Here is a 24,564-nt window from a genome sequence, read left to right on the forward strand (position 1 = left end):
CCTTTGGGTTCTACGTAGTATCTCCCGCCGTCGGCGATGGGGCAGCGATATAGGGCACGCTCACCTCGACGCGCGTGCGTAGCGGGTGTGCATCGGCACCTGAACGAACATGCTTCGCATGGGCGCGCGGGCTGGTTCGGTTTGCGCAATCAACTGGGTTCAGACGCCCGCCTTTTCGCAGCGCGAGCCACCGGTGCGTTATTTCGCGTGGCGCGGTGCCGGACAGCGGCGGCAAAACGAGGCGCTAACAGCGACCTCTCGATGGGCATACCCTGGGACATACCCTCGATCGATTTTTGTGGAAATGTTCGGGCATTAAAAACGTGGGCAAAATCGGTAATTTGGCTGATGTTTCAACGTGGTGCGGGCGGTGGGACTCGAACCCACACGACGTTGCCATCGAGGGATTTTAAGTCCCTTGCGTCTACCAGTTCCGCCACGTCCGCTTAGTCTCAGGAGATCAGATACTTAGCGCGTTTTCCGGAGAAGTGAAATTGGGATAATCTCCGGCCCAAACGCTCCCCACCTTTAAGTGAGCGCACGCCCCAAAGCAAAGCCTCAATGCGGACACTTGGGGTGTTTACCTGCGGCGAGCTTTAGGCAATCTCAACATAATCCACCTAACGAAGGTCTGATGCCCAACTCGTTGTCCCATCGCCGGTTATTCTCGCGCAGTCTTGCCGCGCTGGCGCTGGTTGCGCTTGCGGCCGGCCTGTCCGGCTGCGCCAGCATGAGCGATACCATTTCGCCGGCCTTCGCCGATCCCGCCAAATACGACCTCTACGATTGCAAGCAGCTCGAGCCGGAGCGCAAGAGCCTCGCTGCGCGCACCGCCGAGTTGCAGGGGCTGATGAAGAAGGCCGAAACCGGCGTCGCTGGTCCGGTGGTGGCGGAGATGGCCTACCGCAACGACTACATCGCGCTGCGCGGACAGTCGAAGCTGGCCGACGAGGCCTGGCAGAAGAACCGCTGCCATGAAGCGCAACCGGAAGCCAGGCCGGCGCCGACCCCGCCATCAATCGCGCCGGCTCCCGCAGCCAAGAAGGGCCGCACGAAGGCTGCGGGTAGCGCAAATTAGGGCGTAGCCTGGATGATCCAACTGGTCGTGGGAATGCTCGCCCGATGACGGCCTCCACGATATCAGGGACCACCGCCGTTCTGCCGAAACGCTTACACCCGCCAGTCGTAGATCCAGTTCTGTCGCGCCACCATGCGCTCCGGGCCCATCGCCTTGATGGCGAGATCGCGCGCTAGCGCCAGCGGTCCGGAGAGATGATAGATCCGCCCCTGTTGCCGCGCGGCGCGCTGTACCCGCAGTACGCGGCCGCGCCGCAGCCGGCCATAGCGCTTGAGTGCCGCCGGGATGCCCGCGATATTGTCGCCGGGGCTTTCGCTTAAGGATTTGGCGAGCACGGCGGCGTCCTCAATCGCCATTCCCGCGCCCTGAGCGGCAAACGGCAGCATCGCATGCGCGGCATCGCCGAGCAGCGCGATCGCGCCATCGGTCCATTCGCCGATGTCGGGCAGGGTGAACAGTGCCCATCGCCGCCAGCCGTCGACCGCGCCGATCAGCATGCGCGCGGTCGAAGGCCAACGCTGCGAGGCGAACGCGCTCTTCAGTTCGTTGGCATCGCCCGGTGCGCTCCAGCCCGGCCTGTTCCAGGTTCCCGGCACGATCGCGACCACGTTGATCTGCCGCGCCCCCGAGATCGGGTAGGCGACCAGATGTGCATCCGGTCCCATCCAGAGCTGTACGCGGGCCGAGGTATATTCGCGCGGCAGCGTCGTCGCATCGAGCGTGCCGCGCCAGGCGATCAGGCCGGAAAATTGCGGTTGCACCTCCGGGAACAGATGGTTCCGCACTGCCGACCAGATGCCGTCGGCGCCGATCAGCGCCGCTGCCAGTTCCTGTTGCCGCGCGTTGCCGCGGCGCTGCACCACGGTCAGCCCTTTGGCGTGCGACGTCACGTCTTCGAACTGGCAGCCGAGCCTGAGGTCGATGTCCGGATGGTCGTTGACCGCTCCCAGCAGGGCGGCTTGCAGGTCGGCGCGGTGCATCACCCAATAGGGTGCGCCGGCGCGAAGGCCGGCGGCCTCGCCAAGCGGCAGGCGGGCGATCTCGCAGCCTGCGCGGGCGCTCATGATATTGACGGCCTCGGGCGTCACGGCGCGGGCTGCGAGCCGCGCGCGCAGGCCGAGGTCGACCAGGATCCGGCTGGCGTTGGGCGAAAGCTGCAGCCCGGCGCCGGCTTCTTCCAGCCGTTCGGCCTTCTCCAGGACAATAACGCGAAAGCCCTTGGCTGCGAGCGAAAGTGCTGCCGTCAATCCCCCGATCCCGGCACCAGCAACGATGATGGTGCGCGCGGCAGCCACTGAAGGGTCAGGCGACCTTGTCCCTCAGGACGCATTCCGGCGGCCGGGCTTCGCCGGCGGCGAGGTCGGCGGCAAAGCGGTACAGCGTCGAGCAATAGGGGCAGATGATCTCATTGTCGTTGCCGAGGTCGAGAAAGACGTGCGGATGGTCGAACGGCGGGTTGGCGCCCACGCACATGAATTCCTGCGACCCGATCTCGATTACCGAGACCCCGGCGTCGTTATGGAAATGCGGGACGACATGGTCGGACATCGGGTTTCACCTTGGATAGCAACGACGGGCGCACGCAATCAACGCGAAGCGGCAGGTTCGAAATGCCGCGCACCATAGTGGGGGGTGCCGATGATTCCTAGAGCCGATTCGGGGTGTCCCCGCCGCACATTTGCTCATGCAAATTCGACACAATCTTGTCGTCGGAGAAAAGCCCTTCTTTCGTCGGGGCAGTTGTGTCTTAAAAACGGGATACCATCTAGAGAAAGACGAAAACATTAGGCTTTTTTGGATGAGGCGATTGCGACTCGGTTCGGCTCTGGCAGGGGCGTTGGGATGCCTTGCGCTCAGCGCGGTAGTATGCGCCGCGGTGTGGCCGCACGCCCGCGAGGCCGGCGCCATTCTGGCCGCACAGGACGATCCCGCGGCGCTGTCCGACATCCACATCAATTCCGCCCTGCGGAGCAATCAGGCGCTCATCACCGAGAACATCGACGCCGCACTCGCAGAGGGCGATTCCGATCTCGCCAATAGCTTTGTCGAACTCGCCCGCGACAAAGGCATTGTCGTCAGCGACGAATTGTCGAAGCGCGTCAGCGATGCCGTTACCGACGCGGGTTCGGCCTCGCATTTTGCCAAACGTTTTGCCACCGGTCTCGTGACCGGCAACGCCGACGATGTCGCGAGCCTGTCGGGCACGGTCGCCGGCGATCTCTTCGTGTTCGGCGACATCAGGGACGTCGTGCGCGAAGGCAAGCACCTGGCGACCGGCGAGGAGGTAGACCGGCTGATATTGGGCTTGGCGACGGTTGGGCTTGCGGTGACCGCCGCGACCTACGTGTCAGTCGGCGGGCTCGGACCGGTGCGCGCCGGGCTTTCCATGGTCAAGGACGCCCGCAAGGTCGGGCGGCTGGGCGAGGGGCTGACCAAATGGGCCGGCCGTTCCGCGCGCGAGGTCGTCGATGCGCCCGCGCTGCAACAGGCGGTCGCAAAGGGCTCGGTGCTGCGGCCCGGCCAGACCATCAGCGCGATCAAGGCGGCGTTCCGCGCCGAGAAGGCCGGCGCGCTGGTGCGGCTGGCAAAGGACGTTGGACGCGTCGGCGAGAAGGCCGGCACGCGCGGGGCGCTCGACACGCTGCGCATCGCGCAAGGGCCGAAGGATGTCGCCCGCGCCGCGCGGCTTGCCGAGTCCAAGGGCAGCCAGACCCGCGCTATACTGAAGGTGCTCGGCCGCGGTGCGCTGCTGCTGGCAACCGGTGCCTTCAATCTGACGATGTGGGTGTTCGGCGCGCTGTTGGCGCTGTTCGGTTTCCTGTCGTCGATCAAGGCGACTACCGAGCGGGCAACCGAAGCGTGGCTGCGCCGCAAGAAAGCGCGGCGCTTGAGACAGCAAGCGGCGGCAACATGCGTGCCGTCCGCTCCGGCGCTGGCGGGCGCCGTCGCACACGGCTAGACTTGCAGTCATTGCAAGGTCGCGAATTCCAATCCCCGAAAAATGGAACTGATGATGCCGAGTTTTCATAACGGCGCTGTCGAAATTGCCTATCTCGACGAAGGCGAGGGCGATCCGATCGTCCTCGTGCACGGCTTTGCCTCCAGCAAGAACGTGAACTGGGTCTATCCGACCTGGGTTTCCGATCTGAGGAAAGACGGCCGTCGCGTGATCGCGCTCGACAACCGCGGCCACGGCGATTCCGAAAAGCTCTACGATTCCGCACAATACGAGATCGCCATCATGGCTGATGACGTCATCGCGCTGCTGGATCATTTGGGAATCGAGCGCGCCGACATCATGGGCTATTCGCTGGGATCGCGCATGACGGCGATCCTGGCGCGCGAGCAGCCGCAGCGGCTCCGATCGGCAATTCTCGGCGGCATCGGAATCGGACTGATCGAGGGCGGTGGCCCCGGCGAGAACGTGGCGATCGCGCTGGAGGCGCCGTCGCTGGAGGACGTGACCGATCCGGTCGGGCGGACGTTTCGCGCTTTCGCCGACCAGACCCGTTCCGATCGCCGTGCGCTGGCCGCTTGCCTGCGAGGTTCGCGGCGCTTGATGACATCGGAGGAAGCCGCCGGGATCGGCGTGCCGGTCCTGATCGCGGTCGGCACCAGAGACGAAATCGCCGGCTCAGCCGCGGCGCTCGGGAAAATCATTCCGGGTGCCGAGGTGCTCGACATTCCGAACCGCGATCACATGCGCGCGGTCGGCGACAAGGTCTACAAGATCGGCGTCACCGACTTCCTGTCGCGGCGACAATGAGCGGTCGCGTGCGTCTTCTCCGGCGAATTGCCTGACAGCCGCGATCAGCACCACGGTGGTCGCAAGCCACGCCATCCGCGCGCCGTAGCGGTCATGTGGGCCCGATATCACCGCGCAGATGAAGGCGTTGCCGAGCACGGCTGATGTGACCGTGCCGGCGAGCAAAGTGAGATCGTCGAACGGCCGGCGCAGCACGCCGTGGCCGAACAGGATCGCCGCCAGCAGCATCGATGCCAGTGCGACGGGAATGTGAATCCGGTTGATCGCGGTGAAGTCGAAATGCCAGCGCTGCTGCTGCGCCGCGCGCATCGGCTTCACCTGTGCAGGAAGAAAGCGCTCGATGATTCCGTAGGTATGGCCGAGCCAGACACCGATGCCTTCGCCGGTGGCTACCTGGATCAGTTGCTGAGCCGTCCCCGTCAGCGCCGACTTGGCCTGCCGGGCCGGATACTCGGCCAGCGAATGCAGCACGATAAAGCCCATCTCGTCGTTCAGTCCCTGAAAGCGGCCAAGCGTGTTGAACATGCTGTTGCCCCACAGGAACTGGTCCGCCGTAGCAGGAAGCCGGTCGCGGTAGGGGCAGAGCTTGAAGTTCTGCTTCGGACAATGATCGCGCAAATATTGCGCGACGATGCCGTCCTGCAGCATGCGCCCGAAGGCGACGCCGTAACCGCCGGGCGTCCACGCCAGTTTTCCGGACAGTGCAAAATTGGTCACGAGCAGCAGCGCAGCTCCGGCGACGATGGTGAGGCTGCCTTGCGTCAATCCGGAAACGGAGATCCGCCCGCGCAGAAAGGGGCGCGCGATCCACCCCATGCAGCACAGTCCGAACAGCACCGCGAGCGGCGCACTATGCGTTGCTGTGGCGAAAGCGGTGAGGCCGAACAGGAGGTACTTTTCCGGGATCGAGGTCCGCTTGCCCTGCGCGACCAGGATGAAGAACGCGAGCACGGCGAGGCCCGCAAAAATATCGGTCAGGAGCGTGCTGGCCAGCCAGGGCAGCGAGGTGGTCAGGACCAGCACGAGGCTCATGGCCAGGAGTCGCAATGGTTGGGGCTGGCCCAGCACGCGCAGCGTCAACTGCAGGATCCACAACGTCGCCAGCGCGTTGAACCCGAGGTTGATCCAGAAGTTCGAATCCTCGCCGAAATGAAGATAGAGGCCGAACGTGGTGGAGCGGCTGGGCACCAGATAGCCTTCGTACCACCGCGCCAGATAGCCGCCGGTATCCCACTGGAGCAGGGGATAGCCATTCCACAGGGCGGGGGCTAGCAACATCAAGGGGATGGCGACGGCGGCAATCCAGGCGGCCCGCGCATCCGCAGCGGTCCGCGCCTGCAATATCTGCGTGCTGATGCGACTTTCCCCCATTGACCCCAGCATCCGGAAATGGCCGGCCGGCCGAAATTGACCAATAGTCGGACATTATCCGGCTTGATTTCCGGAATTGATTGACCACCTTGAATTGACCCCGAACGGCATTTGGCAGCGGTTTACTTTGCCGAAGCCTGCCCGGGACAGCCGTCCGCCCGCCGTGCTATCATATCGGCCAACCAAGCGAATTTACGAGAGCCACCATGGCAGTGCATCAGGTCAATCCGCAGGGATCAAAGCTCGCAGCACTCGATCCGATCTGGGACCGTGTCCGGGGCGAGGCGGAAGATATCGTCCGCCGCGAGCCCGAGCTCGCTTCCTTCATCTATTCGACCGTACTGCATCACGACCGCCTTGAAGATTCGGTGGTGCATCGTCTCGCCGAGCGGCTCGATCATTCGGCGCTATCGGGCGATTTGATCCGCCAGACCTATGACGAGGCGCTGCGCGACGAACCCGATCTCGGCAATGCGTTCCGTGCCGACCTGGTCGCGGTCTACGATCGCGATCCCGCAACCTCGCGCTTCATCGATCCGTTGCTCTACTTCAAGGGATTTCACGCGCTGCAGACCCATCGCCTGGCGCACTGGCTCTATCAAAAGGGCCGCAAGGATTTCGCCTACTACCTGCAGAGCCGGTCGTCGGCGGTGTTTCAGACCGACATCAACCCCGCCGCCAGGATCGGCCGCGGCATTTTCCTCGATCACGCCACCGGCTTCGTCTGCGGCGAGACCGCCGTGATCGACGACGACGTTTCGATTCTGCACGGCGTCACATTGGGTGGCACCGGCAAGGAGAACGAGGACCGTCATCCGAAGATCAGGCGCGGCGTGCTGATCGGGGCGGGCGCAAAGATTCTCGGCAATATCGAGATTGGCCATTGCGCACGCATCGCGGCAGGCTCGGTGGTGGTCAAGCCTGTGCCGCACAATGTCACGGTTGCAGGCGTTCCAGCCAAGATCGTGGGCGAAGCCGGCTGTGCGGAGCCGTCGCGCACTATGGATCAGATGCTCGGCGCAATCGGCCTTTGATTTTCCACACTTTCTGCCAGCCGTATTTGTGAAGTTACGGCTGGTAGTCTGCGCCGTCTCGTCCTAAAAACCTCCCGGAAATTCAAAGAATCCGATTGGAGACCGCCGTGGACGTTCAGGAAGTCAGGAAGCTCGACGCCTATCTCAAGCGCGTATTCGGCAATCCCAAGATCCGCGTCGTGCCGCGCCCGAAAAAGGACGACTCCGCCGAAGTCTATATTGGCGAGGAGTTCATCGGCGTGCTGTTCGTCGATGACGAGGACGACGACCGTTCATTCCAGTTCCAGATGGCGATCCTCGAGGAGGATCTGGCCGACGTCGGCTGAGGCGCGTGCCGCGACCTTGCAGGTGGGCAAAGGCGCAATTGCGCCGTGCCCACCATTACCACTCACAATGCAAGTAAGATAATCGGTGGGCACGTTACGCTTTGCCCACCCTGCCAAGCTACGAGTCCGCAGCTAGCCCCTCGGCCCGCGCATCTGCGCCGTCAGCCGCTCCATTGCATTCGCAACGTCGCGCCATTGCGACAGCCAGCTCCGTGGAAAACGGAACGTCAGGTCGGCGCCGTCGACGCGGCGCTCGCTCAGGCACATGCCGGGCGTCTGGCCATCGCGCGAGCAGCGCGCGTTGAGGCTCGGCGACGTGGCGGAGAACAGGTCCTCATTGGCGTAGGGCGAGCCGTCGCGAAAGGCGCGCATCGTCAATCCATCGTCGATCGGTGTTGCCTTCTGCTCAAGGTAGCGCGGATAGATCGTGCGCACCCGCATGTCCGGCGCCAGCGCATCGCGGTGGGCCGATATCGAGACGAAGATCCGGTCGATCGGCTGCACCTTCTCCTCCACGGTATCGGCGCTGACGTGCTTCGGCGCATCCGGCGGTTCGAGCGATGGGAATACGAAGCTGAGATCGACCCGTTCCTGCGGGCCCGAGTGGCGCTGAATCTTGCGCCGGATGGCGGCTGTCGGCACGTTGAAGAGCGTGGCGCCGACGCTGACGGGCAACCGGCCGGGGGCGCTGGCGGGCCGCGCCACCCAGGTCGGCCACAGCAAATAGGCGACCAGCGCGACGGCGCCCGCCGCAATGGTTACCGCGGCCATGATCAGGATCATGTGCGAGCGCGGGTCCCTGCGGGTGTCGCGGGCAAGGTGCTGGGCCGTCGAAAGCAGGGTCATGAATGAAGCATCGGTCGGGAAGGAACCAGGCGAATCATTCCGCGAATATGCCATGGGGCGCGTGATTTCCTCATGATTTCGCGGGAGTCGAGCCCTTCAAGCCATGCGCAAACGAGGTCCCGGCGGCCCGTTGTTAACCTTTCCTTAAGGATGCTGTGGCGGCCGCCGGCCAATTTTGCGAAAGCAGGGCGCGCGGTTTGTCGAGTAGCGGAAGTTGTCATGTCGCCCGAAGCGTTGAATTCCCTGTTCGCCCTGTGCATCGGCTTTGCGTTCGCAGGCGCGCTCGCCAGCGGCTATCAGGCGATGGCGGAGCGGCCGGCGGGGTTCGGGTTGCTTGGCGAGGGCGTGGCGCCGAAGACATTTGCGGCCGTGCCGTTTCTGGTTTTCGCCGCACCCTTCATCATCATGCGCAACACGCTGCGCGGCGCGAAGATCGAGCGCCGCCGCTTCGAATTCGTGATGATGGCGACCGTGCTTTCCGGATTCTGGAGCATGATGTCCGGCACGTTCTTCCTGATGACGCTGCGTGCCGCGGGTGTGCTGGCCTGAGGCTGCCGGCCTGTTCGCTTGATCCCACACCAGCGGCTATGCCAAGGTCTCCACCAACGGAGACCTTTTGTTATGGCGATCTACGAACTCGACGGGCAGGGGCCTGAACTCCCCGCAAACGGAAACTATTTCATCGCAGATACCGCTGTCGTGATCGGCAAGGTGCGCCTGCTGAATTCCGCCAGCGTGTGGTTCGGTGCAGTGCTGCGCGGTGACAATGAATGGATCGAGATCGGCGAAGGTTCCAACGTGCAGGACAATTCCACCTGCCATACCGATCGCGGCTTTCCGCTGACGATCGGCAAGAACTGCACCGTCGGCCACAATGTCATCCTGCACGGCTGTACGCTCGAGGACGACACGCTGGTCGGCATGGGCTCGATCGTGATGAACGGCGCGCGGATACGCCGTGGCAGTATCGTCGGCGCGGGGGCGGTCGTCACTGAAGGCAAGGAATATCCCGAATTTTCCCTGATCCTCGGCTCGCCCGCGCGCGTGGCGCGCACGCTGACACCCGAGCAGGTGACGGCGATGGGAAGCGCCGCGAAATTCTACGCGCTCAACGGACCGCGATTCAAAAACGGACTGAAAAAGATCGGCTGAAGACCGCCGGTCTGCATCCGATATTCAAACGCGGCTCAGCTTCCCTCGCTCTCGTTGGCTTCGCGAGGGCCGGCGACCTTTTCATGCCCGGCGGCCCACAGCGCATGCTCTTCGCTGCCGTTCTGATACGGATTGGCTTCTGCGGGAATGTTCTGACGCGCGGCGAGTTGGCCTTGCTCGAAAGGGTCCGGGTCGGAATTCATGAGGGCGTCCTTCCGGTTTTCGATCTCGTCTTCCGCGCCGTCGCGGCTTTCGAAACGCCGGCGCTCTTTTTAAGCGCATCCTTGAGGTCGATGGGAATGCCGTGCTTCTTGAAGAGGTCCGCGAAGGCTTCGTCGGCCAGTTCCTGAAATGTCGCCATCCGGTCACGGGCAAGCTGTTTGAGCTTGTCGAACGTGTCGTCGTCGAAGGCGATCAATTTGCGCAAGCGCGATCACTCCGGGCGTCGAGCGGTTGTGATTGAATGATCTGGCGCGGGAATCGTTCCGGCAGGAACCAGGTCCGGGAGCCATCGTTGCTCCAAAAAGGAGATTTCCGATGAAGCTGTTATCTGTAGCCGCAGTTGCGGCATTCGCAATCCTGATATCCCCGGCCATGTCACTCGCCCAGAGCGGAAGTGGAAGCAGCGGCGGCACCGGAGGAGGCGCGAGCGCCGGTGGAGCCAGTGCAAGCGGCGCGGCAAGTGGCCCTTCCGCGGGCAGCAGCAGCGCCGCCGGATCGCCGAGCGCGGGCTCGGCGGGCGCGGGCACGCAAGGCATCACCGGCGTGCCGCCTGGTCCGGCCAGTCCGGGCGGATTGAACAATTCCGGCGAAGACCCGAGCGGCGCGCAGAACCCATCCAAGCTTGCGTCACCGCCTGCGCCGGGCACCAACACTGCAGGCTCCGCCCAGTCGTCAGGTCGCGGCGTCAACACCGAAAGCGGTGTAACGACGGGCTCGGGAAGATCGGCGGGGTCAGGAAGCGTTGACGCAGCAATCGCTGAAGAGAACAAAACGGTCGATCGCAAGATCAAGAGCATTTGCCGCGGCTGCTGATCTTCCTCATACAATCGCGTAGAAGTGAGCAAAATTACCCAGCCACTTCCGAGAACTCGTCCTAGAGTTGATCCGGGATCTGAGGATCCGACGCGCATCCGACCCGTGCAGGTCTGAGTCTGATCCGGTCAGGCCCAAATGAACAGCGCCGTCTCGGTGATACTACACCGAGGCCGCTGTTTGATATTCTTGCTGATCCCTTCCGCATCGCATGGGGGATGTTGAAATGCTTACAGCGCCCGAATTGACATTGATGTTTTTGATGGTGGTGGTTGCACTGGGTGCGGCGTTCGTCTGGATGTTCTGGGAGATCGAGCAGACGTTGTCCAGGCTGCGTCGGATGTCCAGACCGCATCGCAAGAGCGACGGCCCGCACTAGAGCATGATCCGGAAAAGTGTGCAGCGGTTTTCCGAAAAGATCATGCTCAAACAAAAAGATAAAGCGGGATGACGATTCGAAGAAAAGTCATCACGCTTTAGCGGACGTGACATTGCGCGGTCTGTCTCGCGCAATGCCTGGCGGCTGGCTTCACGCCCGATATCTGCAATTTTCCGATAAATTGCGCTTGTTACTTGATACATCCTTAGATGGGAACCTGTCAGGTTCCATCTGCACGAAAGCGTGCATGTCTGACAAAGAATTTGGGAGACGAAAAGTTTGCGGTGCCGCCTTAAGCGGATGGTGGTTCAATGATCGTCTCATCCAGGTCGTGTTTTTCGTCGTCCATCCAATCATCCACCAGGGATTTTCGAGCCTCCGTCAGCCTGATCGCGCTGTTATGCGGCCTCAGTTGCGCGCAACCGTCGATGGCGCAATCTCTGCCGACTGGTGGAACGGTGGTCAGCGGGAAGGTTTCGATCGGCTCGACGTCGCCGACCAGTCTGACGGTCACCCAATCGAGCCGGACCGGCATCGTCAACTGGTCGAACTTTTCGGTGGGGCAGGGCTACCAGGTCCAGTTCAATAACGGCGGCGGCGCGACGCTCAACCGCGTTACCGGCAACGTGCCGTCGTCGATCAACGGCGTCGTATCGGCGACCGGCTCGGTTTATCTCGTCAATCCGTCGGGAATCGTCGTTGGACCGACCGGCGTGATCAAGACCGGCGGCAGTTTCGTCGCCTCGACGCTGGATGTGAAGAACACCGATTTCCGGGCCGGAGGTGCGCTGACCTTCAGCGGCAACAGCAACGCCTCGGTCGTCAATCTCGGCAAGATCGGCGCGTCGAAGGGCGACGTCGTCCTGATCGCGCGCCAGGTGCGTAACGACGGCTCGCTGACCGCGCGTAACGGTACCGCCGCGATGGCGTCCGGCAGCGAGGTGCTGCTGAGCGACGGCTCGCTGGGCAAATTGCGCGCCAATGGCGGCAACATCTATGCGCTAGCCGGCAACACCAATGGTGCGATCTCGGCAACGGGCGTTGCCAACAAGGGCGGCCGAGTTTTCCTCACCTCCGAGGGCGGTTCGGTCAATGTAACGCAGAAGGTGGTGGCGCGGCGCATCCAGGCGGATGCTGTGCCGGCGCGGACAAACGTTGCCGGACCGGGCTCGTTCACCGGCGGCGACATCATGGTCAGCGGCGACAAGGTCGTGGTCGGCAGCGCCATCACGGCCAAAGGCAGCAGTGGTGCGGGCGGCACCGTGGTGGTGACCGGCAAGGACGTCACCCTGACGTCAAGTGCAAAGATCGGCGCCAGCGGAACGTCAGGCGGCACCGTGCTGATCGGCGGCGACCGCGCCGGCGGATCGGACGTTACGCGGAAATTCCTCCCGCAGGCCATCGCCAATGCGCAGAACACGACGATCGAGGCGGGCGCAACGATCACGGCGGACGGCACGTCGGGCGCCGGCGGCAATGTGGTGGTGTGGTCGGACGGCACGACGTCGTTTGGCGGCGCGATCAGCGCCACCGGGCTGCGCGGCGGCTTCATCGAGACGTCGGGGCATACGTTCGACTTCGCGGGCGGCAGCGTCAATGCCGGTCCCGGCGGCACCTGGCTGCTCGATCCTGTGGATCTCACGATTAATTCGACGCTTGCCGGCACCATCGCGACCGCGCTCAATGGCGGCAGCAACGTCACCCAGGAGACGAATGCGGCCGGCAGCGGCGGCAGCGGCGACATCACGGTGGCCAGCGGCATCAGCTGGTCGACCAGCGCGACGCTGACGCTGAGCGCCTATCGCAACATCGCGGTCAACGCCAACATCACCAGCAGCGGCGGCGGTGGCCTCGTGCTGCGCGCCGACAATGCCGGCACGGGCACCGGCACCGTGACGTTCGGCGGCGGGCAGGTGTCGACCGCGGGAACGGTCTCGATCTACTACAATCCGACTGGCAGCAGCTCGACCATCAACACCACCAAATACACGGCGCCGACGCAGACCAACTTCAGCGGCAACGTCACCGGCGGCGCTACGCTCAATGCTTCTATGCTGGTCAACACTATCTTTGACCTGCAGAATATCCAAAACAATCTCGCAGGCGTCTATGCGCTCGGCCGCGACGTTGACGCCAGCGCTGCCGCGTCCTGGAACGGTGGCGCGGGTTTCACGCCGGTCGGAGGCATCTCCCTCTTCACGGGGACTTTTGACGGCCAGGGCCAAACCATCTCGAATCTCCGTATCAATCGGCCCTCCGGCCAATACGTCGGGCTGTTCGGCTGGAACGGCGCCTCTGCGATAGTGAGGAATCTGGGGATTCTGAATGTGTCCGTCACCGGCGGCACGGCCACCGGCGGCGTCGCTGGCAAAAACGAGGGGACCATCACGGGCGTCTACACGTCAGGAACGGTCACCAGCAATGCTGGCGCGGGCGGCATCGTCGGCTACAATTACGGGCCGCTGTCGAATGTCTACTCGACCGCCACAGTGAGCGCGCCGTCGATCTATGCCGGCGGAATCGCCGGGTTGAGCGTGAACGGCGGCAACATATCGCGGGCTTATGCCACAGGGTCCGTAAGCGGCGGGCAGAATGTAGGCGGACTGGTTGGCTACTTCGCCGGCAGCTCGCTCACCCAGTCCTATGCCACCGGCGCTGTCAGCGGCACGTCCGGCGTCGGCGGGCTGCTCGGCTACAACGGCGGCTCGATCACGCAGTCCTACTGGGACAGTTACACGACGGGTCAGGCTGGCGGAATCGGTACCGGCACCGCGTCGAGCGGCGTGACTGCAGTGACAAGCGATCCCGCGCAGTCGGCGGCGGCAAACTACGCGTACAAGCAGAGTGCCTATGTAGGTTTCAGCTTCACCGCTGGCAACAAGTCTACCGGCTGGTTCTCGATCGAAGGCCAAACCCGTCCATTCGGGCAGTGGGAATATTCGACCAATATCGCAAACGCGCACCAGCTTCAGCTGATGGCGATGAACCTCGGTGCGAGCTACAACCTCACATCCAACATCGACTTCTCGAGCGACCTTGTCACCGGAGGCAAATATCCCGGCATGTGGTCGGCGGCGGGCTTCTTCCCGATCGGCAGCACCGCCACGAAATTCACCGGAGCGTTCAATGGCCAAGGTCGTACCATTGCCAACCTGACCATCAATCGATCGACCACCGACGATGTCGGACTGTTTGGATATGTTGGCGCGGGCGTAACGGTGCAGGACGTCGGTCTCATCGGCGCCGCTGTAACCGGCAGGAGGGATGTCGGCGCGTTTGTCGGCAATAACGCCGGGACCATCGTGCGATCCCATGCGACAGGCGCGGTGAACGGCACCAACGATGATGTGGGCGGGCTGGTCGGGAAGAACACCGCGACGGGCAATATCACGCAGTCCTATGCCAACGTGACGGTCAGCACCCCCAGCAATTACTATGTCGGCGGGCTTGTTGGTAGGAATGAGGGCGCGATCACGCAGGCCTACGCCACCGGTGCGGTCGGGGGCTTCATAGCGGGAGGTCTTGCCGGCCTCAATCTCGGCACCATCACCCAGACTTACGCGGCCGGGGCGGTGAGCGGCCTTGGAAATCTCGGCGGGCTGGTCGGTGGTCAGTGGGGTACCGTCAGCGATTCCTATTTTGACACGGTGACAACAGGCCGGAACTCCGCCATCGGAACCGGGACCGTCACCGGCGGGATCGGCCTGACGACCAGCCAGATGCAGGATCCGGTCAACTACGCCATCACCTACGCGGGCTGGGATTTCGCCAATGTCTGGTCGGCGCCGAGCGCCGGCTATTATCCGCAGCTCTACGGCGTCAACCATGTCCTGCGCGTCGATCCCGCCAATGCGTCGCGGGTCTACGGCGATGCCAACCCGGCTTTCACCTATACGTACTATGGCCTGCACACGGGCGACACATCAGCCATTCTCTCCGGCCTGTCGCTGTCGACGGCGGCGACGACGACGTCCAATGTCGGCAGCTACGCGATCACGGCTGGCGGCAGCGTCGTAAGCACCGCCGGACAGGCCTATCGCCTGGTCCAAACGCCGGCCACGCTGACGGTCACGCCACGCGCGATCACGGTCACGGCCGACGCCAAGAGCCGCGTCTATGGCGACGCCAATCCGCCGTTGACCTATCTGGTCGGCGGCGCGGGGCTGGTCAATGGTGATACGCTGTCGGGCGCGCTGGCAACGTCGGCGACAGCAACCAGCAACGTCGGCACCTACGGCATTAGTCAGGGCACGCTCACCGCATCTTCCAACTACGCGCTGACCTACAACAGCGCCAATCTCACGATTGGCCAGCGCGCCATTTCAGTGACGGCCGATGCCAAGAGCCGAGCCTATGGCGACGCCAATCCGGCGCTGACCTGGCAGGTCGGCGGGTCCGGACTCGTCAATGGCGACAGCCTCTCGGGTGCACTGGCAACGTCGGCGACAGAAACGAGCAACGTCGGTACCTATGGCATCAGCCAGGGCACGCTCACCGCATCTTCCAACTACGCGCTGACCTACAACGGCGCCAACCTCACGATTGGCCAGCGCGCCATCACTGTGACAGCCGATGCCAAGAGCCGAGCCTATGGCGACGCCAATCCGGCGCTGACCTGGCAGGTCGGCGGCGCGGGCCTCGTCAATGGCGACAGCCTGACGGGCGCACTGGCGACGTCGGCGACCACTGCCAGCAATGTCGGCGTCTACGGGATCACGCAGGGAACGCTCGCGGCTTCGGGCAATTATGCGCTGACCTATACGGGCGACAACCTGACCGTCACTCAGCGCGCGATCACGGTAACCGCTGACGCCAAGAACCGCGCCTACGGCGACGTCAATCCGGCGTTGACATACCAGGTCAGCGGGGCTGGGCTGGTCAATGGCGACAGCCTGTCAGGTGCGCTGGCGACGTCAGCGACGACAGCGAGCAACGTCGGTGTCTACGGAATTAGTCAGGGAACGCTGGCAGCCTCCGGCAACTATTCGCTGACCTATACAGGTGACAACCTGACCGTCACCCAGCGTGCCATCACGGTGACGGCCGACGCCAAGAGCCGCGCCTACGGCGACGCCAATCCGGCACTGACCTACCAGGTCGGCGGTGCGGGTCTGGTCAATGGCGACGCACTGTCCGGTGCGCTGGCGACGTCAGCGACGACAGCGAGCAACGTCGGCACCTACGGGATCACGCAGGGCACGCTGGCGGCTTCCGGCAATTATGCGCTGAGCTATACGGGCAATAACCTCACCGTCACCCAGCGCGCCATCACGGTGACGGCGGACGCCAAGAGCCGGGTCTACGGCGATGCCAATCCGGCACTGACCTATCAGGTCAGCGGAGCTGGGCTGGTCAATGGCGACGCCCTGTCCGGTGCGCTGGCGACGTCGGCGACGACAGCGAGCAACGTCGGTGTCTACGGAATTAGTCAGGGAACGCTGGCCGCCTCGGGCAACTATTCGCTGACCTATACAGGTGACAACCTGACCGTCACCCAGCGTGCCATCACGGTGACGGCCGACGCCAAGAGCCGCGCCTATGGCGACGCCAATCCGGCGCTGACCTACCAGGTCGGCGGCGCAGGCCTCGTCAATGGCGACGCACTGTCCGGTGCGCTGGCGACGTCAGCGACGACAGCGAGCAACGTCGGCGTCCACGGTATCGGGCAGGGCACGCTCACCGCCTCGGGCAATTATGCGCTGAACTATGCGGGCAACAACCTGACCGTCACCCAGCGTGCCATCACGGTGACGGCCGATGCGAAGAGCCGGGTCTACGGCGATGCCAATCCGGCATTGACCTATCACGTCGGCGGCGCGGGTCTCGTCAACGGCGATACGCTGTCGGGTACGCTCGTGACATCGGCGACGGCTTCGAGCAACGCCGGAGACTACGGCATCACGCAGGGCACGCTGGCAGCCTCATCGAACTATGCCTTCACTTTCGTTGGCGCGAATCTCACGATTACGCCGGCAGCCGCACCGCGTATACCGATTGCAGAACTCGGCTCCTATGTGAAGTCGCGGGTGGCTCTGCGTGCGCCGCAGCCGCCCGGGCAGATGCGTGAGTCCGAGAGCATCGAGCAATCGTCTGCCGCGATCGCCTGCACTTCCAGGCAGTGTCTCGAGCTTCCTCATCCCAACAACCGGCGCATCGGCACGCGCGCAAGATTCGTCGATACGATGCAGACGCGTCTGCCGGCCTTCGCCGACAATTGACGTTGATTGCGTGAAACTGCGCGCATTGCGTGCGTCGTTAGAAAATTCTCCTGTTTGGAAGTGGCGTCTGGCCTTCAACCAGTGGCTCTGCACGCAGCAGTTGGTGCAGTCGTCAGCAATTCAACCGTATACACGCTGCAGTTCTGTTGCACCTAAAATTCAACCTTAAACCGTTATTAATCGAGAAACCATAATGGTTGACTTCTTCATTGTTCGCCGTGTGCGACAGAACGTCGGAAGCGTGCAGCCTCATGCGAACTTACATGTCGACATCCCGAAGGTTTGACGGGCTCCGGTCGCCATGATGCTGGCGCTCTCCAAACATTTCAGATCGCCGACACGGTGGACGCGGACCTCCGCGCGCCATGAGAGTGCAATCGGCAGGCGTTGCGCCTTGCTCATGGCCTGCGCCGTTGCGATTGCGCCTGACGCCATCGCGCAGGCGCAAATAGTGGAGCGCAATCTGCCGCCGGAGCCGCCGCGTCGCGCGCCGGCAATCAAGGTCGGTGCCGACGATCTGTTGAAGAGCGATGATGCGACGCCGCTCGGCGTGAATGTTCAAGCCATCGTCCTGATTGGAGCAAACGCCAGCGCGAAGCCGGTAAGCGGCGCGAAGGGTATCGATGTGAAGCAGGTTAGCGGCATCGACACCGCCGACTTGCGCGAGCGACTCATGTCATTTCTCGATCAGCCGCTCAGCCGCAAGGTCATTGCCGAAGTGCAGGCAGCCGTGGCCGCAGCCTATCGCGACGCCGGGCGGCCATTTGTGTCGATCACGCTGCCGCCGCAGGAAGTGTCGACCGGCGTGCTGCAGCTACGCGTGATCCCCTTCAAGGTCGCCAACATCAAGGTGGCGGGAGCCGCGCCCGAGCGCTATCCGCCCAGCCGCATCCGCCTTGTCCCCGGACAGGAAATCGATGCGCGCAAGCTCGAGACCGATCTCGACTGGGCCAACCGCAATCCGTTTCGGCAGGTCGAAGCGGTGTTCGGTCCCGGCAAGGATCTGGGCATGACCGACGTCAACATCCAGGTGACGGATCGCAAGCCATGGCAGGTGTACGCCGGCTATGCCAACAGCGGCACGCTGCTGACCGACCGCAACCGCTATTATGTCGGTGCCAGCGGGGCGCCGTCCGCCGATATCGTCGCGTCCTATCAGCTCACCGGCAGCGGAAATTTCTGGATGGACGATGGGCTGTTCAGCCGGCCTGACGACGCCAGATATGTCAGCCAGGCGGGGCGGCTGCTGACGCCGCTCGGATTGCGCACGAGCCTCGAAGTCGTCGGCGACCACGTGCTGACCAACGAGCGGCCGAACAATCTTTTCCGGATCAAGACCGAAACCAGCCAGGCCTCGGCGATCGTTCGCACCGCGCTGTCCGATCTGCTGCCCGCGACGGCCGGTGATCTGTTGGGCGGCGTCGAGCTCAAGCACCAGCTACGCACGACTATCTTCGATGGTACGCCGGTCGCGGAGGGCAGCGCCGACGTCGCCCAATTGGTGGTTGGATGGAACGGGCGCTGGTCGGACAATCTGGGCACCAACACCCTCGATGTCCGTTTCAAGTCCAATCCCGGCGGCGTTCTGCCAGGCAACAATTCGAACGCCTGGAGCGTCTTCACCAACGGCCGCGTCACCAACACGCAAACCAATTTCGTGACCCTCGAGTATGGCCGCGTGACGCCGCTGCCGAAGGGGTTGTCGCTGAAATCGGAAGTATCCGTGCTGGCGTCGTCCAAGCCGCTTCCGGACACCGAGCGCATCGGGCTCGGCGGGATCCACGCCGTGCGCGGTTATGTGACCGAGGACGGTGCGGTCGACCAGGCCCTGATCCTGCGCAATTCGCTCTACGCTTCGATACCCAACATGCCCTCCTGGATGCCAGGCACGCTGGCGCCGTTCCTGCTGGCCGATGTCGGCTGGGGGCGGGATCTGTTCTCCCGGCGCGACTCCACGCTGTCCTCGGTCGGCGCCGGATTCGATTTTGCGGCCGGAGCGAACTTCAATTCCAAGCTGCTGGCGGCGACGGCCTTGACTGACGGCCCGCACACCCCGGCCGGGTCCTGGCGTGTATCGGTGCAGGCATCGGTCAGCTATTGAGGGCCGCTGTTTCGGTTCACAGATCGAAGCTAGCTCAACACCCCGTACTTCCTGAACCAGGCCTGCATCTGGGACCAGGCGTCCTCGGCCGCGTCCTTGCGGTAGCTCGGGCGATAGTCGGCGTGGAAACCATGCGGGGCTCCGGGATAGATCTTGAACTCGGCAGCCTTCTTGTTGGTCGCAAGGGCTGCCTTGAAAGTCTCTACCATTGCGACGGAAATGCCGGTGTCAGCTTCGCCATAGAGGCCGAGCACGGGCGCCTTCATCTCGGCTGCGAGCTGTGTGGGGCTCTTCGGCCAAACCGGGTTCGGCGGATCGACCAGCGAACCGTAGAACGCGGCGCCTGCCTTGAGAGCGTCGCTGTGGGCGGCATATTCCCACACCGTGCGTCCGCCGCGGCAGAAGCCGATGATGCCCAGTTTCGAAGCGTCGCCGCCCTGCGATTTGGCCCAGGCAACGGTGCTGTCGAGATCGGATAATAGTTCGGCGTCCGGTTTCGAATTCACGATCGGCATGAGTTGCGGAATATCCGCGATCTTGGTCAGATCGACGCCCTTGCGGAAATAGTAGTCCGGCGCCACCGCGAACGCGCCGAGCTTGGCAAGGCGCCGCGTCACGTCCTTGATGTATTCGTGCAGGCCGAAAATCTCCATCGCCACCAGCACCACCGGCGGGTTGCTGACGCCGGCAGGCCGCGCGAAATAGCCGGGCATCTCGCCGTCGGCGAGCTTGATCATGGCGTCACCGGCCGTGAGGCCGTTGGTGTCGGTCTTGATCACGTCGGCACGCACCGGTCCGGCCGCCAGCGTGTAGCCCGCCGCCACGGCGGCCGACGCGGTCATGAAGCCACGTCGAGAGAATGGTGCGACCCTGGTCAGTCCGATGACATCCGAGGTCGGCAGGGATTCGGCGCTCATGGCGGCTCTCCTTTTTTGGGAGGCGCATTCGGCTTGCAAACCGGCGCGAGCGCAAATCACCTGCTTGGGAGATGTCAGCCGGGGGCACAGTGCAACGCCCAAAAATGAGGCACAAAAAAAACAAGGCCGTCGACGCAGTATACCGTCAACGACCTTGCCAGCCCCGGATATTGAAATCGGCTCACGCCATCCGGTGAATTTCAGGATGCCCGCGATTCATCCGGCGATGTGTGAACCAGTTCACAAAGTGGAAAAAAGTTGCGGCAACGCCTGCCGCAACTTGTGGAAAATATCCCGCCGCAAGGCCGGTGCAATTTCGCGGCCGACGTCAGTGATGAAAATCGGCCGATTGCCATAGTGAGCGCTGAAGATCGCTGCACCGGCCAGACAAAACCCGAGCAAGAATGTTGTCGCCGAACTCGGTCCCGGCCAGTTAGCCGCGCGCCTTGGCGCGGCTGCGGTTCGCCGCCCTGCTGGAGCGGGGCGTTGCCTTGACCGACCGCTTGCGCGGCGCAGGCGATGCGGCGGGTTCGGAGGCCTGCGCGCTGGCAAAGGATTGCCGCAAGCCTTCGATTGCCTCCGTGAGCGTTCCGACCTGCTCGGAAAGCTTCTTGTTATCGGCCTGCTGCGCGGAGAGCAGGCGGCGGACGGTCTGCAACTGGTCCTGCACCACCTGCAATTGATCGATCGATTCCTGCTGCGTCGCTTCCAGGCCCTTGGTCTTCTCGACCAGTTGCTCGGATGCCTGCGCCGTGCGCGCCTGCAACTGCCGGGCCGCGACTGCGCGATCGGTCTCGGGAGCGCTGCCGGTATAGGCGCGCCACAGGGCGATAGAACTAACTCCAAGCACGACAATGACGAGGGCCACAGCGGCGATCGCAATCGGCTGTCCGCCGAAACGCGCGATGGGGCTGGCACTCCGGGGGGTGAGTTCGATCATGCGACTCCAAATCCGGACGTGATTCCAAAGTTCCAAAATAGCACAGCCATGCTGCCGCTAAAACCCGGGATTTGCCGGGCGGGGCGGGGATTCCGGGCAAAACCCCTCGCGATCAGGGGTTGAGCGAGGGAGTGGGTCCCTGGGCTAACGGATATGCGCCCGGATGAACTGGCCGGCGCCGGCCAGCGCGCGGCGGCCGTCTTCGAGATTGGCATTCCAGACGGGCCAGGCGTGGATCATGTGCGGCCAGATCTGCAGTGTGACATCGACATCGGCAGCTCCCGCAGCCTCGGCAAGCCGCGCGGCGTCGGCCAGCAACGTCTCGGCGGATCCGACCTGGATCAGGACCGGCGGCAAGCCTGCGAGGTCGGCGAACAGCGGCGAGATCAGCTGATCCCTCCGGTCGACGCCCGGCGGCGCGTAGGCATCCGCGAGCTCATCGAGATAGGCCTTGTGGATCAAGGGATCGACGGCGTCCTTGGTCTGCAGCGTGCTGCCCGACATCGTGAGATCAGTCCAGGGCGAGACCAGCCAGGCACAGGCCGGCAAGGCCTCGCCGGCCGCCCGCAGGCGGTTGATCAGGGCGAGCGTCAGGTTGCCCCCGGCGCTGTCGCCGCCGACGGCGATACTTGCCGCCGCAATGCCTAGCCGGCGCAGGAAGCGCCACGCCGCGAGCGCGTCTTCATGGGCGGCCGGATAGGGATGTTCAGGCGCAAGCCGGTAGCCGATCGCAAGGGTGCGGGTGCCCGCCGCGCGCCCGGCTTCCGTCACCAGGCGGCGGTGGCTGACAATCGAGCCGGAGCAATATCCGCCGCCGTGGAAATACAGCAGCACGCGCGATGTCTCGCTGCCCGGCACAGTCGACCACTCGCCGGCGACACCGTCGCAATCGACCGCCTCGCATTGTACGTCAGACGCTACCGGCCAGATCGATCCGACTTCGTCGAGCCGTTGCCGCCGCTCCGACCAGCCGACCGGCCGCGGCTTTGACGTCAGCAATTTGCGGATGGCGTCGATCTCGCGTTCTGCCATGTCGTCCTCTCGGATTGTCCGCGCTACAAAAGCCCGCGATAGACGCCGGGCTCGGAACCCTCGATCGGTATCGCGCCGACTGCCTTTGCGTAGAACTCGGCAGGGCCCACGCCGCCGATGATGGCGTAGCCATATCCCTGCTGCTTCATGGTTTCGAGGCAATTGAACAGCAGCGCCTTGCCGATCCCGTGCTTTCTTTCGTTCTGGTCCACTCCCGTGGGCCCAAAGAAGTTGGGACAGGTCGCGTCATGACAGGCAAACCCAAGAATGCTCTTTTGCCTGATGGCGATGAAGCAGGAGACCGGTTGCCGGGAGAACGCCACATCGACTTCGCTGGCCCACGCCTCGCTGAAGTTCTGGCGGACCCAGGCGACGACCTTGTGCTTTTCCGGAGCCAGCGCGCGCCGCGTCGTGATACCCGCTTTGCTCAGGCGCTCGAACACGTCGCGGGAGGCAGGCAGCGCGTAGAGCTTGACCAGCATGTCCATCGGCGGCGGCTTTCCTTCAACGATTCAGCTCGTGCATTATCGCGGTTGGGCGAGCACTCGTAAATCTGTTGGTGGATGTTGCAGGCGCGCAGCTGCCTAGGACGACCGTCTGCCCGGCGGCAAAAGCGGACGGCCAGCAAATGGCTCTCTAAAAAAGTTGCGGCCACCCTTTGGGGGAAGGGTGGCCGCGCGCGAACCGGTCTGGGACGGGGAGGGGTGGGGATGTGACCGGGTCGCGGGTTCGTAGATTCCTTCTCGTTATCGATCGCGCGACGACGCGGTGGCGACCGCCGGCCGGCCGTCACCGAGCGAGACCCACACGTTCGGGTCGCTCTGCGACTGACGCTTGACGAAGCGGTAGCCGGTCTCAGTCCAAGCCAGGACGTTTTCGTTCTGGTTGTCGAGAACGAACTCGCCCTTGTCGGTCTTCACCGTCAGCACCGCGTGGCCTTCGCCCTTCTTGTCGCGCACCACCGTGATCAGCAGCGCCTCGCGCGGCCATCCGGCGTCGACCAGCATCTTGCGCTTCAGAAGCACATAGTCCTCGCAGTCACCGTAACCGTCCGTCGGCAACGACCACTTTTCGATCACGCCCCAATGATCCATGTCGGTGATCGGCTTGATGGTCTCGTTGACCCACTTGTTGACCCGCAGCAAATCCCGCCACGCCGTCTGCGACATCACGATGTCGCGCGGCTGAGACGCGCCGCCGCGGCATTCGCTGGCGTTCTCGGCGCAGAATTCGACCCAGCCGATCGGCGAACGTGCGGCCTCGCCCAGGCTGGCGTAGAGGGCGTCACCGGCTTTCGCCGAGACGCTCATCGAAGCGTTTATCCCTAACAGGACGGCGATGATCGCCAGTCCCTTCCCCTGTCCCCTGAACAACATCGTGGCCCCCGTTTCTTGTTGGGACCATGTTTCGCACAAAGGATTTGCGCCGCCGCTAAGTCAGGCAAGTACATTTGACGTGAATACTAGTAAAAGGCGCGGCGAATTCGATCTATACTTGAATCGAATTCGACTAAAATTTGAAACAACTGCAATTGATTCAAATTTTAGGGATTAACGCCTGTGACGCTGCAAATCGCAGGGATTGCGCGGGCAAAAGCCCGGCGCGTTAACCTACCTTGGCGGGGCGCCGAACGGCGAAAAGGCGGTATCCGGCAATGCGGATACCGCCTTTGAGGCTGAAAAATCAGGGTTTTTTGGCGGTTGGCGCTTTACCGCGCGGTAACCGCATCTTCGAGCGTCTCGGCAATCTGCTCATGGACAAACTCGAGAGCGAAGCCTTCTTCGAGGTTTCGCACCACGCGGGACTGCACCTTGCCGAGCATGACCAGAGATTTCAGCGGCGGGCGGTTCTCCGCGGCGATCGCGGCGCCCGACAGCGACAGGTCGATGATGCGGCAGGTCATCTTGCTGCCGTCCTCGAGCGTGAGCAGGGCAATCGGATTGCGCGGCACGATCCGGTCGTGGCGACGGTCTTCCGGCAGATTGAGGATATCGCGGTTGGCGAGCCAGGTGAGCTGGGCGGCGAGCTTGTCGCGCTTGCGGGCGGTCGCGCCGACCGTCATGGCAAAGCCGTTGTCGATGATGCGGGTGATTTTGCCCTCGACCCGGCCGATATGGTCGAGATAGGCGATCACGCGGTCACCGACATTGCCGATCCCGGGTGCGAGCAATGCCAGTCCGCCCGGCGACATGTTAATAATCTGGCAAGGAAATTCGCGCCGATCCGGCAGCATGTAGCGGCCGAGCAGGTGGACCTTGACGCGCTGAAAGCGCCGTCGCTCCTCGGCGGACGGGACAGTAACTGTTTTCTTTTGCGCAAACGACATCTTCGCCACCAGACAGCCGGTCCTTCGGCGTCGGAAAGACCCT

23 protein-coding genes, 1 tRNA gene and 1 pseudogene are annotated in these 24,564 nt (G+C 63.4%); 12 read left to right on the forward strand and 13 right to left on the reverse strand.

Annotated elements, in window-relative coordinates; genetic code table 11:
- Nucleotides 1-359 precede the first annotated feature (359 nt).
- Nucleotides 360-446: transfer RNA gene (locus ACH79_RS28075), tRNA-Leu, on the reverse strand.
- A gap of 188 nt (nucleotides 447-634) precedes the next feature.
- On the opposite strand from ACH79_RS28075, the gene ACH79_RS28080 reads away from it, so the two are divergent.
- Nucleotides 635-1,078 carry a twin-arginine translocation pathway signal gene (locus tag ACH79_RS28080; protein ID WP_161853827.1) on the forward strand — a complete coding sequence of 148 codons (444 nt, stop codon included), beginning with the start codon at nucleotides 635-637 and terminating at the stop codon, nucleotides 1,076-1,078.
- 92 nt (nucleotides 1,079-1,170) lie between these two features.
- Here ACH79_RS28080 and ACH79_RS28085 read toward each other — a convergent pair whose 3' ends face one another.
- Both ACH79_RS28085 and ACH79_RS28090 read right to left on the reverse strand, forming a co-directional pair.
- Complete coding sequence (locus ACH79_RS28085) at nucleotides 1,171-2,373, reverse strand: FAD-dependent monooxygenase (RefSeq protein ID WP_161853828.1); 1,203 nt, start codon at nucleotides 2,371-2,373, stop codon at nucleotides 1,171-1,173.
- Nucleotides 2,374-2,380: 7 nt separating this feature from the next.
- Nucleotides 2,381-2,626 carry a zinc-finger domain-containing protein gene (locus ACH79_RS28090; protein WP_057833775.1) on the reverse strand — a complete coding sequence of 82 codons (246 nt, stop codon included), beginning with the start codon at nucleotides 2,624-2,626 and terminating at the stop codon, nucleotides 2,381-2,383.
- Nucleotides 2,627-2,876: 250 nt separating this feature from the next.
- Here ACH79_RS28090 and ACH79_RS28095 point away from each other — a divergent pair, with 250 nt between their 5' ends.
- Both ACH79_RS28095 and ACH79_RS28100 read left to right on the forward strand, forming a co-directional pair.
- The gene (locus tag ACH79_RS28095; RefSeq protein ID WP_161853829.1) at nucleotides 2,877-4,037 is read left to right on the forward strand and encodes a hypothetical protein; all 1,161 of its coding nucleotides are present in this window, start codon (nucleotides 2,877-2,879) and stop codon (nucleotides 4,035-4,037) included.
- 54 nt (nucleotides 4,038-4,091) lie between these two features.
- Nucleotides 4,092-4,844 (forward strand): alpha/beta fold hydrolase, encoded by a 753-nt coding sequence (locus ACH79_RS28100; protein ID WP_161853830.1) that lies wholly within the window; start codon nucleotides 4,092-4,094, stop codon nucleotides 4,842-4,844.
- Between the two features lie 15 nt (nucleotides 4,845-4,859).
- Here ACH79_RS28100 and ACH79_RS28105 read toward each other — a convergent pair.
- Nucleotides 4,860-6,215 (reverse strand): annotated as a pseudogene (locus ACH79_RS28105) (hypothetical protein); the annotation flags it as partial.
- Nucleotides 6,216-6,421: 206 nt separating this feature from the next.
- On the opposite strand from ACH79_RS28105, the gene cysE reads away from it, so the two are divergent.
- Both cysE and ACH79_RS28115 read left to right on the forward strand, forming a co-directional pair.
- Nucleotides 6,422-7,249, forward strand: coding sequence for a serine O-acetyltransferase (cysE, locus tag ACH79_RS28110; RefSeq protein WP_161853831.1), 828 nt, complete (start codon nucleotides 6,422-6,424; stop codon nucleotides 7,247-7,249).
- Between the two features lie 107 nt (nucleotides 7,250-7,356).
- Nucleotides 7,357-7,575, forward strand: coding sequence for a DUF3126 family protein (locus ACH79_RS28115; protein ID WP_025590201.1), 219 nt, complete (start codon nucleotides 7,357-7,359; stop codon nucleotides 7,573-7,575).
- Between the two features lie 132 nt (nucleotides 7,576-7,707).
- Here the strand turns inward: ACH79_RS28115 and ACH79_RS28120 are convergent, their stop codons facing one another.
- The gene (locus ACH79_RS28120) at nucleotides 7,708-8,421 is read right to left on the reverse strand and encodes a hypothetical protein (RefSeq protein ID WP_202639054.1); all 714 of its coding nucleotides are present in this window, start codon (nucleotides 8,419-8,421) and stop codon (nucleotides 7,708-7,710) included.
- A gap of 219 nt (nucleotides 8,422-8,640) precedes the next feature.
- Between ACH79_RS28120 and ACH79_RS28125 the strand changes: the two genes are divergently transcribed.
- Nucleotides 8,641-8,970: a hypothetical protein gene (locus ACH79_RS28125; protein WP_057860212.1), complete on the forward strand. Its 330-nt coding sequence runs from the start codon at nucleotides 8,641-8,643 to the stop codon at nucleotides 8,968-8,970.
- A 72-nt stretch (nucleotides 8,971-9,042) separates the two neighbouring features.
- Nucleotides 9,043-9,573: a gamma carbonic anhydrase family protein gene (locus tag ACH79_RS28130; protein WP_161853832.1), complete on the forward strand. Its 531-nt coding sequence runs from the start codon at nucleotides 9,043-9,045 to the stop codon at nucleotides 9,571-9,573.
- Nucleotides 9,574-9,608: 35 nt separating this feature from the next.
- On the opposite strand, the gene ACH79_RS43190 is transcribed toward ACH79_RS28130, so the two are convergent.
- Together ACH79_RS43190 and ACH79_RS28135 are read right to left on the reverse strand one after the other, a co-directional pair.
- Complete coding sequence (locus ACH79_RS43190) at nucleotides 9,609-9,776, reverse strand: hypothetical protein (RefSeq protein WP_202639055.1); 168 nt, start codon at nucleotides 9,774-9,776, stop codon at nucleotides 9,609-9,611.
- A complete protein-coding gene (locus ACH79_RS28135) occupies nucleotides 9,773-9,991 on the reverse strand; it encodes a hypothetical protein (RefSeq protein ID WP_371419290.1) in 219 nt (72 codons plus the stop codon). Before ACH79_RS28135 ends, ACH79_RS43190 begins: the two co-directional genes overlap by 4 nt.
- 119 nt (nucleotides 9,992-10,110) lie before the next feature.
- On the opposite strand from ACH79_RS28135, the gene ACH79_RS44350 reads away from it, so the two are divergent.
- From ACH79_RS44350 to ACH79_RS28150, 4 genes are all read left to right on the forward strand, one after another.
- A complete protein-coding gene (locus tag ACH79_RS44350) occupies nucleotides 10,111-10,608 on the forward strand; it encodes a hypothetical protein (protein WP_161853834.1) in 498 nt (165 codons plus the stop codon).
- A gap of 226 nt (nucleotides 10,609-10,834) precedes the next feature.
- On the forward strand, nucleotides 10,835-10,987 hold the full coding sequence (locus tag ACH79_RS43200) for a hypothetical protein (protein WP_202639369.1): 153 nt from the start codon (nucleotides 10,835-10,837) through the stop codon (nucleotides 10,985-10,987).
- 428 nt (nucleotides 10,988-11,415) lie between these two features.
- Complete coding sequence (locus ACH79_RS28145) at nucleotides 11,416-17,205, forward strand: MBG domain-containing protein (RefSeq protein WP_161853835.1); 5,790 nt, start codon at nucleotides 11,416-11,418, stop codon at nucleotides 17,203-17,205.
- Nucleotides 17,206-17,605: 400 nt separating this feature from the next.
- Entirely contained in the window at nucleotides 17,606-19,306 is a 1,701-nt protein-coding gene (locus tag ACH79_RS28150; RefSeq protein ID WP_246738732.1) for a ShlB/FhaC/HecB family hemolysin secretion/activation protein, read from the forward strand.
- A 29-nt stretch (nucleotides 19,307-19,335) separates the two neighbouring features.
- Here the strand turns inward: ACH79_RS28150 and ACH79_RS28155 are convergent, their stop codons facing one another.
- Nucleotides 19,336-20,223 (reverse strand): dienelactone hydrolase family protein, encoded by an 888-nt coding sequence (locus tag ACH79_RS28155; RefSeq protein ID WP_161853837.1) that lies wholly within the window; start codon nucleotides 20,221-20,223, stop codon nucleotides 19,336-19,338.
- On the opposite strand from ACH79_RS28155, the gene ACH79_RS28160 reads away from it, so the two are divergent.
- On the forward strand, nucleotides 20,222-20,581 hold the full coding sequence (locus tag ACH79_RS28160) for a hypothetical protein (RefSeq protein WP_161853838.1): 360 nt from the start codon (nucleotides 20,222-20,224) through the stop codon (nucleotides 20,579-20,581). The two genes, ACH79_RS28155 and ACH79_RS28160, sit on opposite strands and share 2 nt — an antisense overlap.
- 75 nt (nucleotides 20,582-20,656) lie before the next feature.
- On the opposite strand, the gene ACH79_RS28165 is transcribed toward ACH79_RS28160, so the two are convergent.
- The 5 genes from ACH79_RS28165 to ACH79_RS28185 all read right to left on the reverse strand — a co-directional run bounded on the left by ACH79_RS28165 (nucleotide 20,657) and on the right by ACH79_RS28185 (nucleotide 24,521).
- Complete coding sequence (locus tag ACH79_RS28165) at nucleotides 20,657-21,163, reverse strand: hypothetical protein (protein ID WP_161853839.1); 507 nt, start codon at nucleotides 21,161-21,163, stop codon at nucleotides 20,657-20,659.
- A 144-nt stretch (nucleotides 21,164-21,307) separates the two neighbouring features.
- On the reverse strand, nucleotides 21,308-22,195 hold the full coding sequence (locus ACH79_RS28170; RefSeq protein WP_161853840.1) for an alpha/beta hydrolase: 888 nt from the start codon (nucleotides 22,193-22,195) through the stop codon (nucleotides 21,308-21,310).
- A gap of 23 nt (nucleotides 22,196-22,218) precedes the next feature.
- On the reverse strand, nucleotides 22,219-22,683 hold the full coding sequence (locus ACH79_RS28175; protein WP_161853841.1) for a GNAT family N-acetyltransferase: 465 nt from the start codon (nucleotides 22,681-22,683) through the stop codon (nucleotides 22,219-22,221).
- Between the two features lie 258 nt (nucleotides 22,684-22,941).
- Nucleotides 22,942-23,571, reverse strand: a complete 630-nt coding sequence (locus ACH79_RS28180) for a transglutaminase-like cysteine peptidase (RefSeq protein ID WP_161853842.1) — start codon at nucleotides 23,569-23,571, stop codon at nucleotides 22,942-22,944.
- Between the two features lie 332 nt (nucleotides 23,572-23,903).
- Nucleotides 23,904-24,521: a PilZ domain-containing protein gene (locus ACH79_RS28185; RefSeq protein ID WP_057857240.1), complete on the reverse strand. Its 618-nt coding sequence runs from the start codon at nucleotides 24,519-24,521 to the stop codon at nucleotides 23,904-23,906.
- Nucleotides 24,522-24,564: the final 43 nt, after the last annotated feature.

The sequence above is a fragment of the Bradyrhizobium sp. CCBAU 051011 genome (genome assembly GCF_009930815.1).
GTDB lineage: Bacteria > Pseudomonadota > Alphaproteobacteria > Rhizobiales > Xanthobacteraceae > Bradyrhizobium.

What these genes read in the sequence shown, in the direction of transcription:
- ACH79_RS28080 (WP_161853827.1), top strand. Translation starts at nt 635, where the DNA reads ATGCCCAACTCGTTGTCCCATCGCCGGTTATTCTCGCGCAGTCTTGCC.
- ACH79_RS28090 (WP_057833775.1), bottom strand. Translation starts at nt 2,626, where the DNA reads ATGTCCGACCATGTCGTCCCGCATTTCCATAACGACGCCGGGGTCTCG.
- ACH79_RS28095 (WP_161853829.1), top strand. Translation starts at nt 2,877, where the DNA reads ATGAGGCGATTGCGACTCGGTTCGGCTCTGGCAGGGGCGTTGGGATGC.
- ACH79_RS28100 (WP_161853830.1), top strand. Translation starts at nt 4,092, where the DNA reads ATGCCGAGTTTTCATAACGGCGCTGTCGAAATTGCCTATCTCGACGAA.
- cysE (WP_161853831.1), top strand. Translation starts at nt 6,422, where the DNA reads ATGGCAGTGCATCAGGTCAATCCGCAGGGATCAAAGCTCGCAGCACTC.
- ACH79_RS28120 (WP_202639054.1), bottom strand. Translation starts at nt 8,421, where the DNA reads ATGACCCTGCTTTCGACGGCCCAGCACCTTGCCCGCGACACCCGCAGG.
- ACH79_RS28125 (WP_057860212.1), top strand. Translation starts at nt 8,641, where the DNA reads ATGTCGCCCGAAGCGTTGAATTCCCTGTTCGCCCTGTGCATCGGCTTT.
- ACH79_RS28130 (WP_161853832.1), top strand. Translation starts at nt 9,043, where the DNA reads ATGGCGATCTACGAACTCGACGGGCAGGGGCCTGAACTCCCCGCAAAC.
- ACH79_RS43190 (WP_202639055.1), bottom strand. Translation starts at nt 9,776, where the DNA reads ATGAATTCCGACCCGGACCCTTTCGAGCAAGGCCAACTCGCCGCGCGT.
- ACH79_RS44350 (WP_161853834.1), top strand. Translation starts at nt 10,111, where the DNA reads ATGAAGCTGTTATCTGTAGCCGCAGTTGCGGCATTCGCAATCCTGATA.
- ACH79_RS43200 (WP_202639369.1), top strand. Translation starts at nt 10,835, where the DNA reads ATGCTTACAGCGCCCGAATTGACATTGATGTTTTTGATGGTGGTGGTT.
- ACH79_RS28145 (WP_161853835.1), top strand. Translation starts at nt 11,416, where the DNA reads ATGGCGCAATCTCTGCCGACTGGTGGAACGGTGGTCAGCGGGAAGGTT.
- ACH79_RS28150 (WP_246738732.1), top strand. Translation starts at nt 17,606, where the DNA reads ATGGCCTGCGCCGTTGCGATTGCGCCTGACGCCATCGCGCAGGCGCAA.
- ACH79_RS28160 (WP_161853838.1), top strand. Translation starts at nt 20,222, where the DNA reads ATGGCGGCTCTCCTTTTTTGGGAGGCGCATTCGGCTTGCAAACCGGCG.
- ACH79_RS28155 (WP_161853837.1), bottom strand. Translation starts at nt 20,223, where the DNA reads ATGAGCGCCGAATCCCTGCCGACCTCGGATGTCATCGGACTGACCAGG.
- ACH79_RS28165 (WP_161853839.1), bottom strand. Translation starts at nt 21,163, where the DNA reads ATGATCGAACTCACCCCCCGGAGTGCCAGCCCCATCGCGCGTTTCGGC.
- ACH79_RS28170 (WP_161853840.1), bottom strand. Translation starts at nt 22,195, where the DNA reads ATGGCAGAACGCGAGATCGACGCCATCCGCAAATTGCTGACGTCAAAG.
- ACH79_RS28175 (WP_161853841.1), bottom strand. Translation starts at nt 22,683, where the DNA reads ATGGACATGCTGGTCAAGCTCTACGCGCTGCCTGCCTCCCGCGACGTG.
- ACH79_RS28180 (WP_161853842.1), bottom strand. Translation starts at nt 23,571, where the DNA reads ATGTTGTTCAGGGGACAGGGGAAGGGACTGGCGATCATCGCCGTCCTG.
- ACH79_RS28185 (WP_057857240.1), bottom strand. Translation starts at nt 24,521, where the DNA reads ATGTCGTTTGCGCAAAAGAAAACAGTTACTGTCCCGTCCGCCGAGGAG.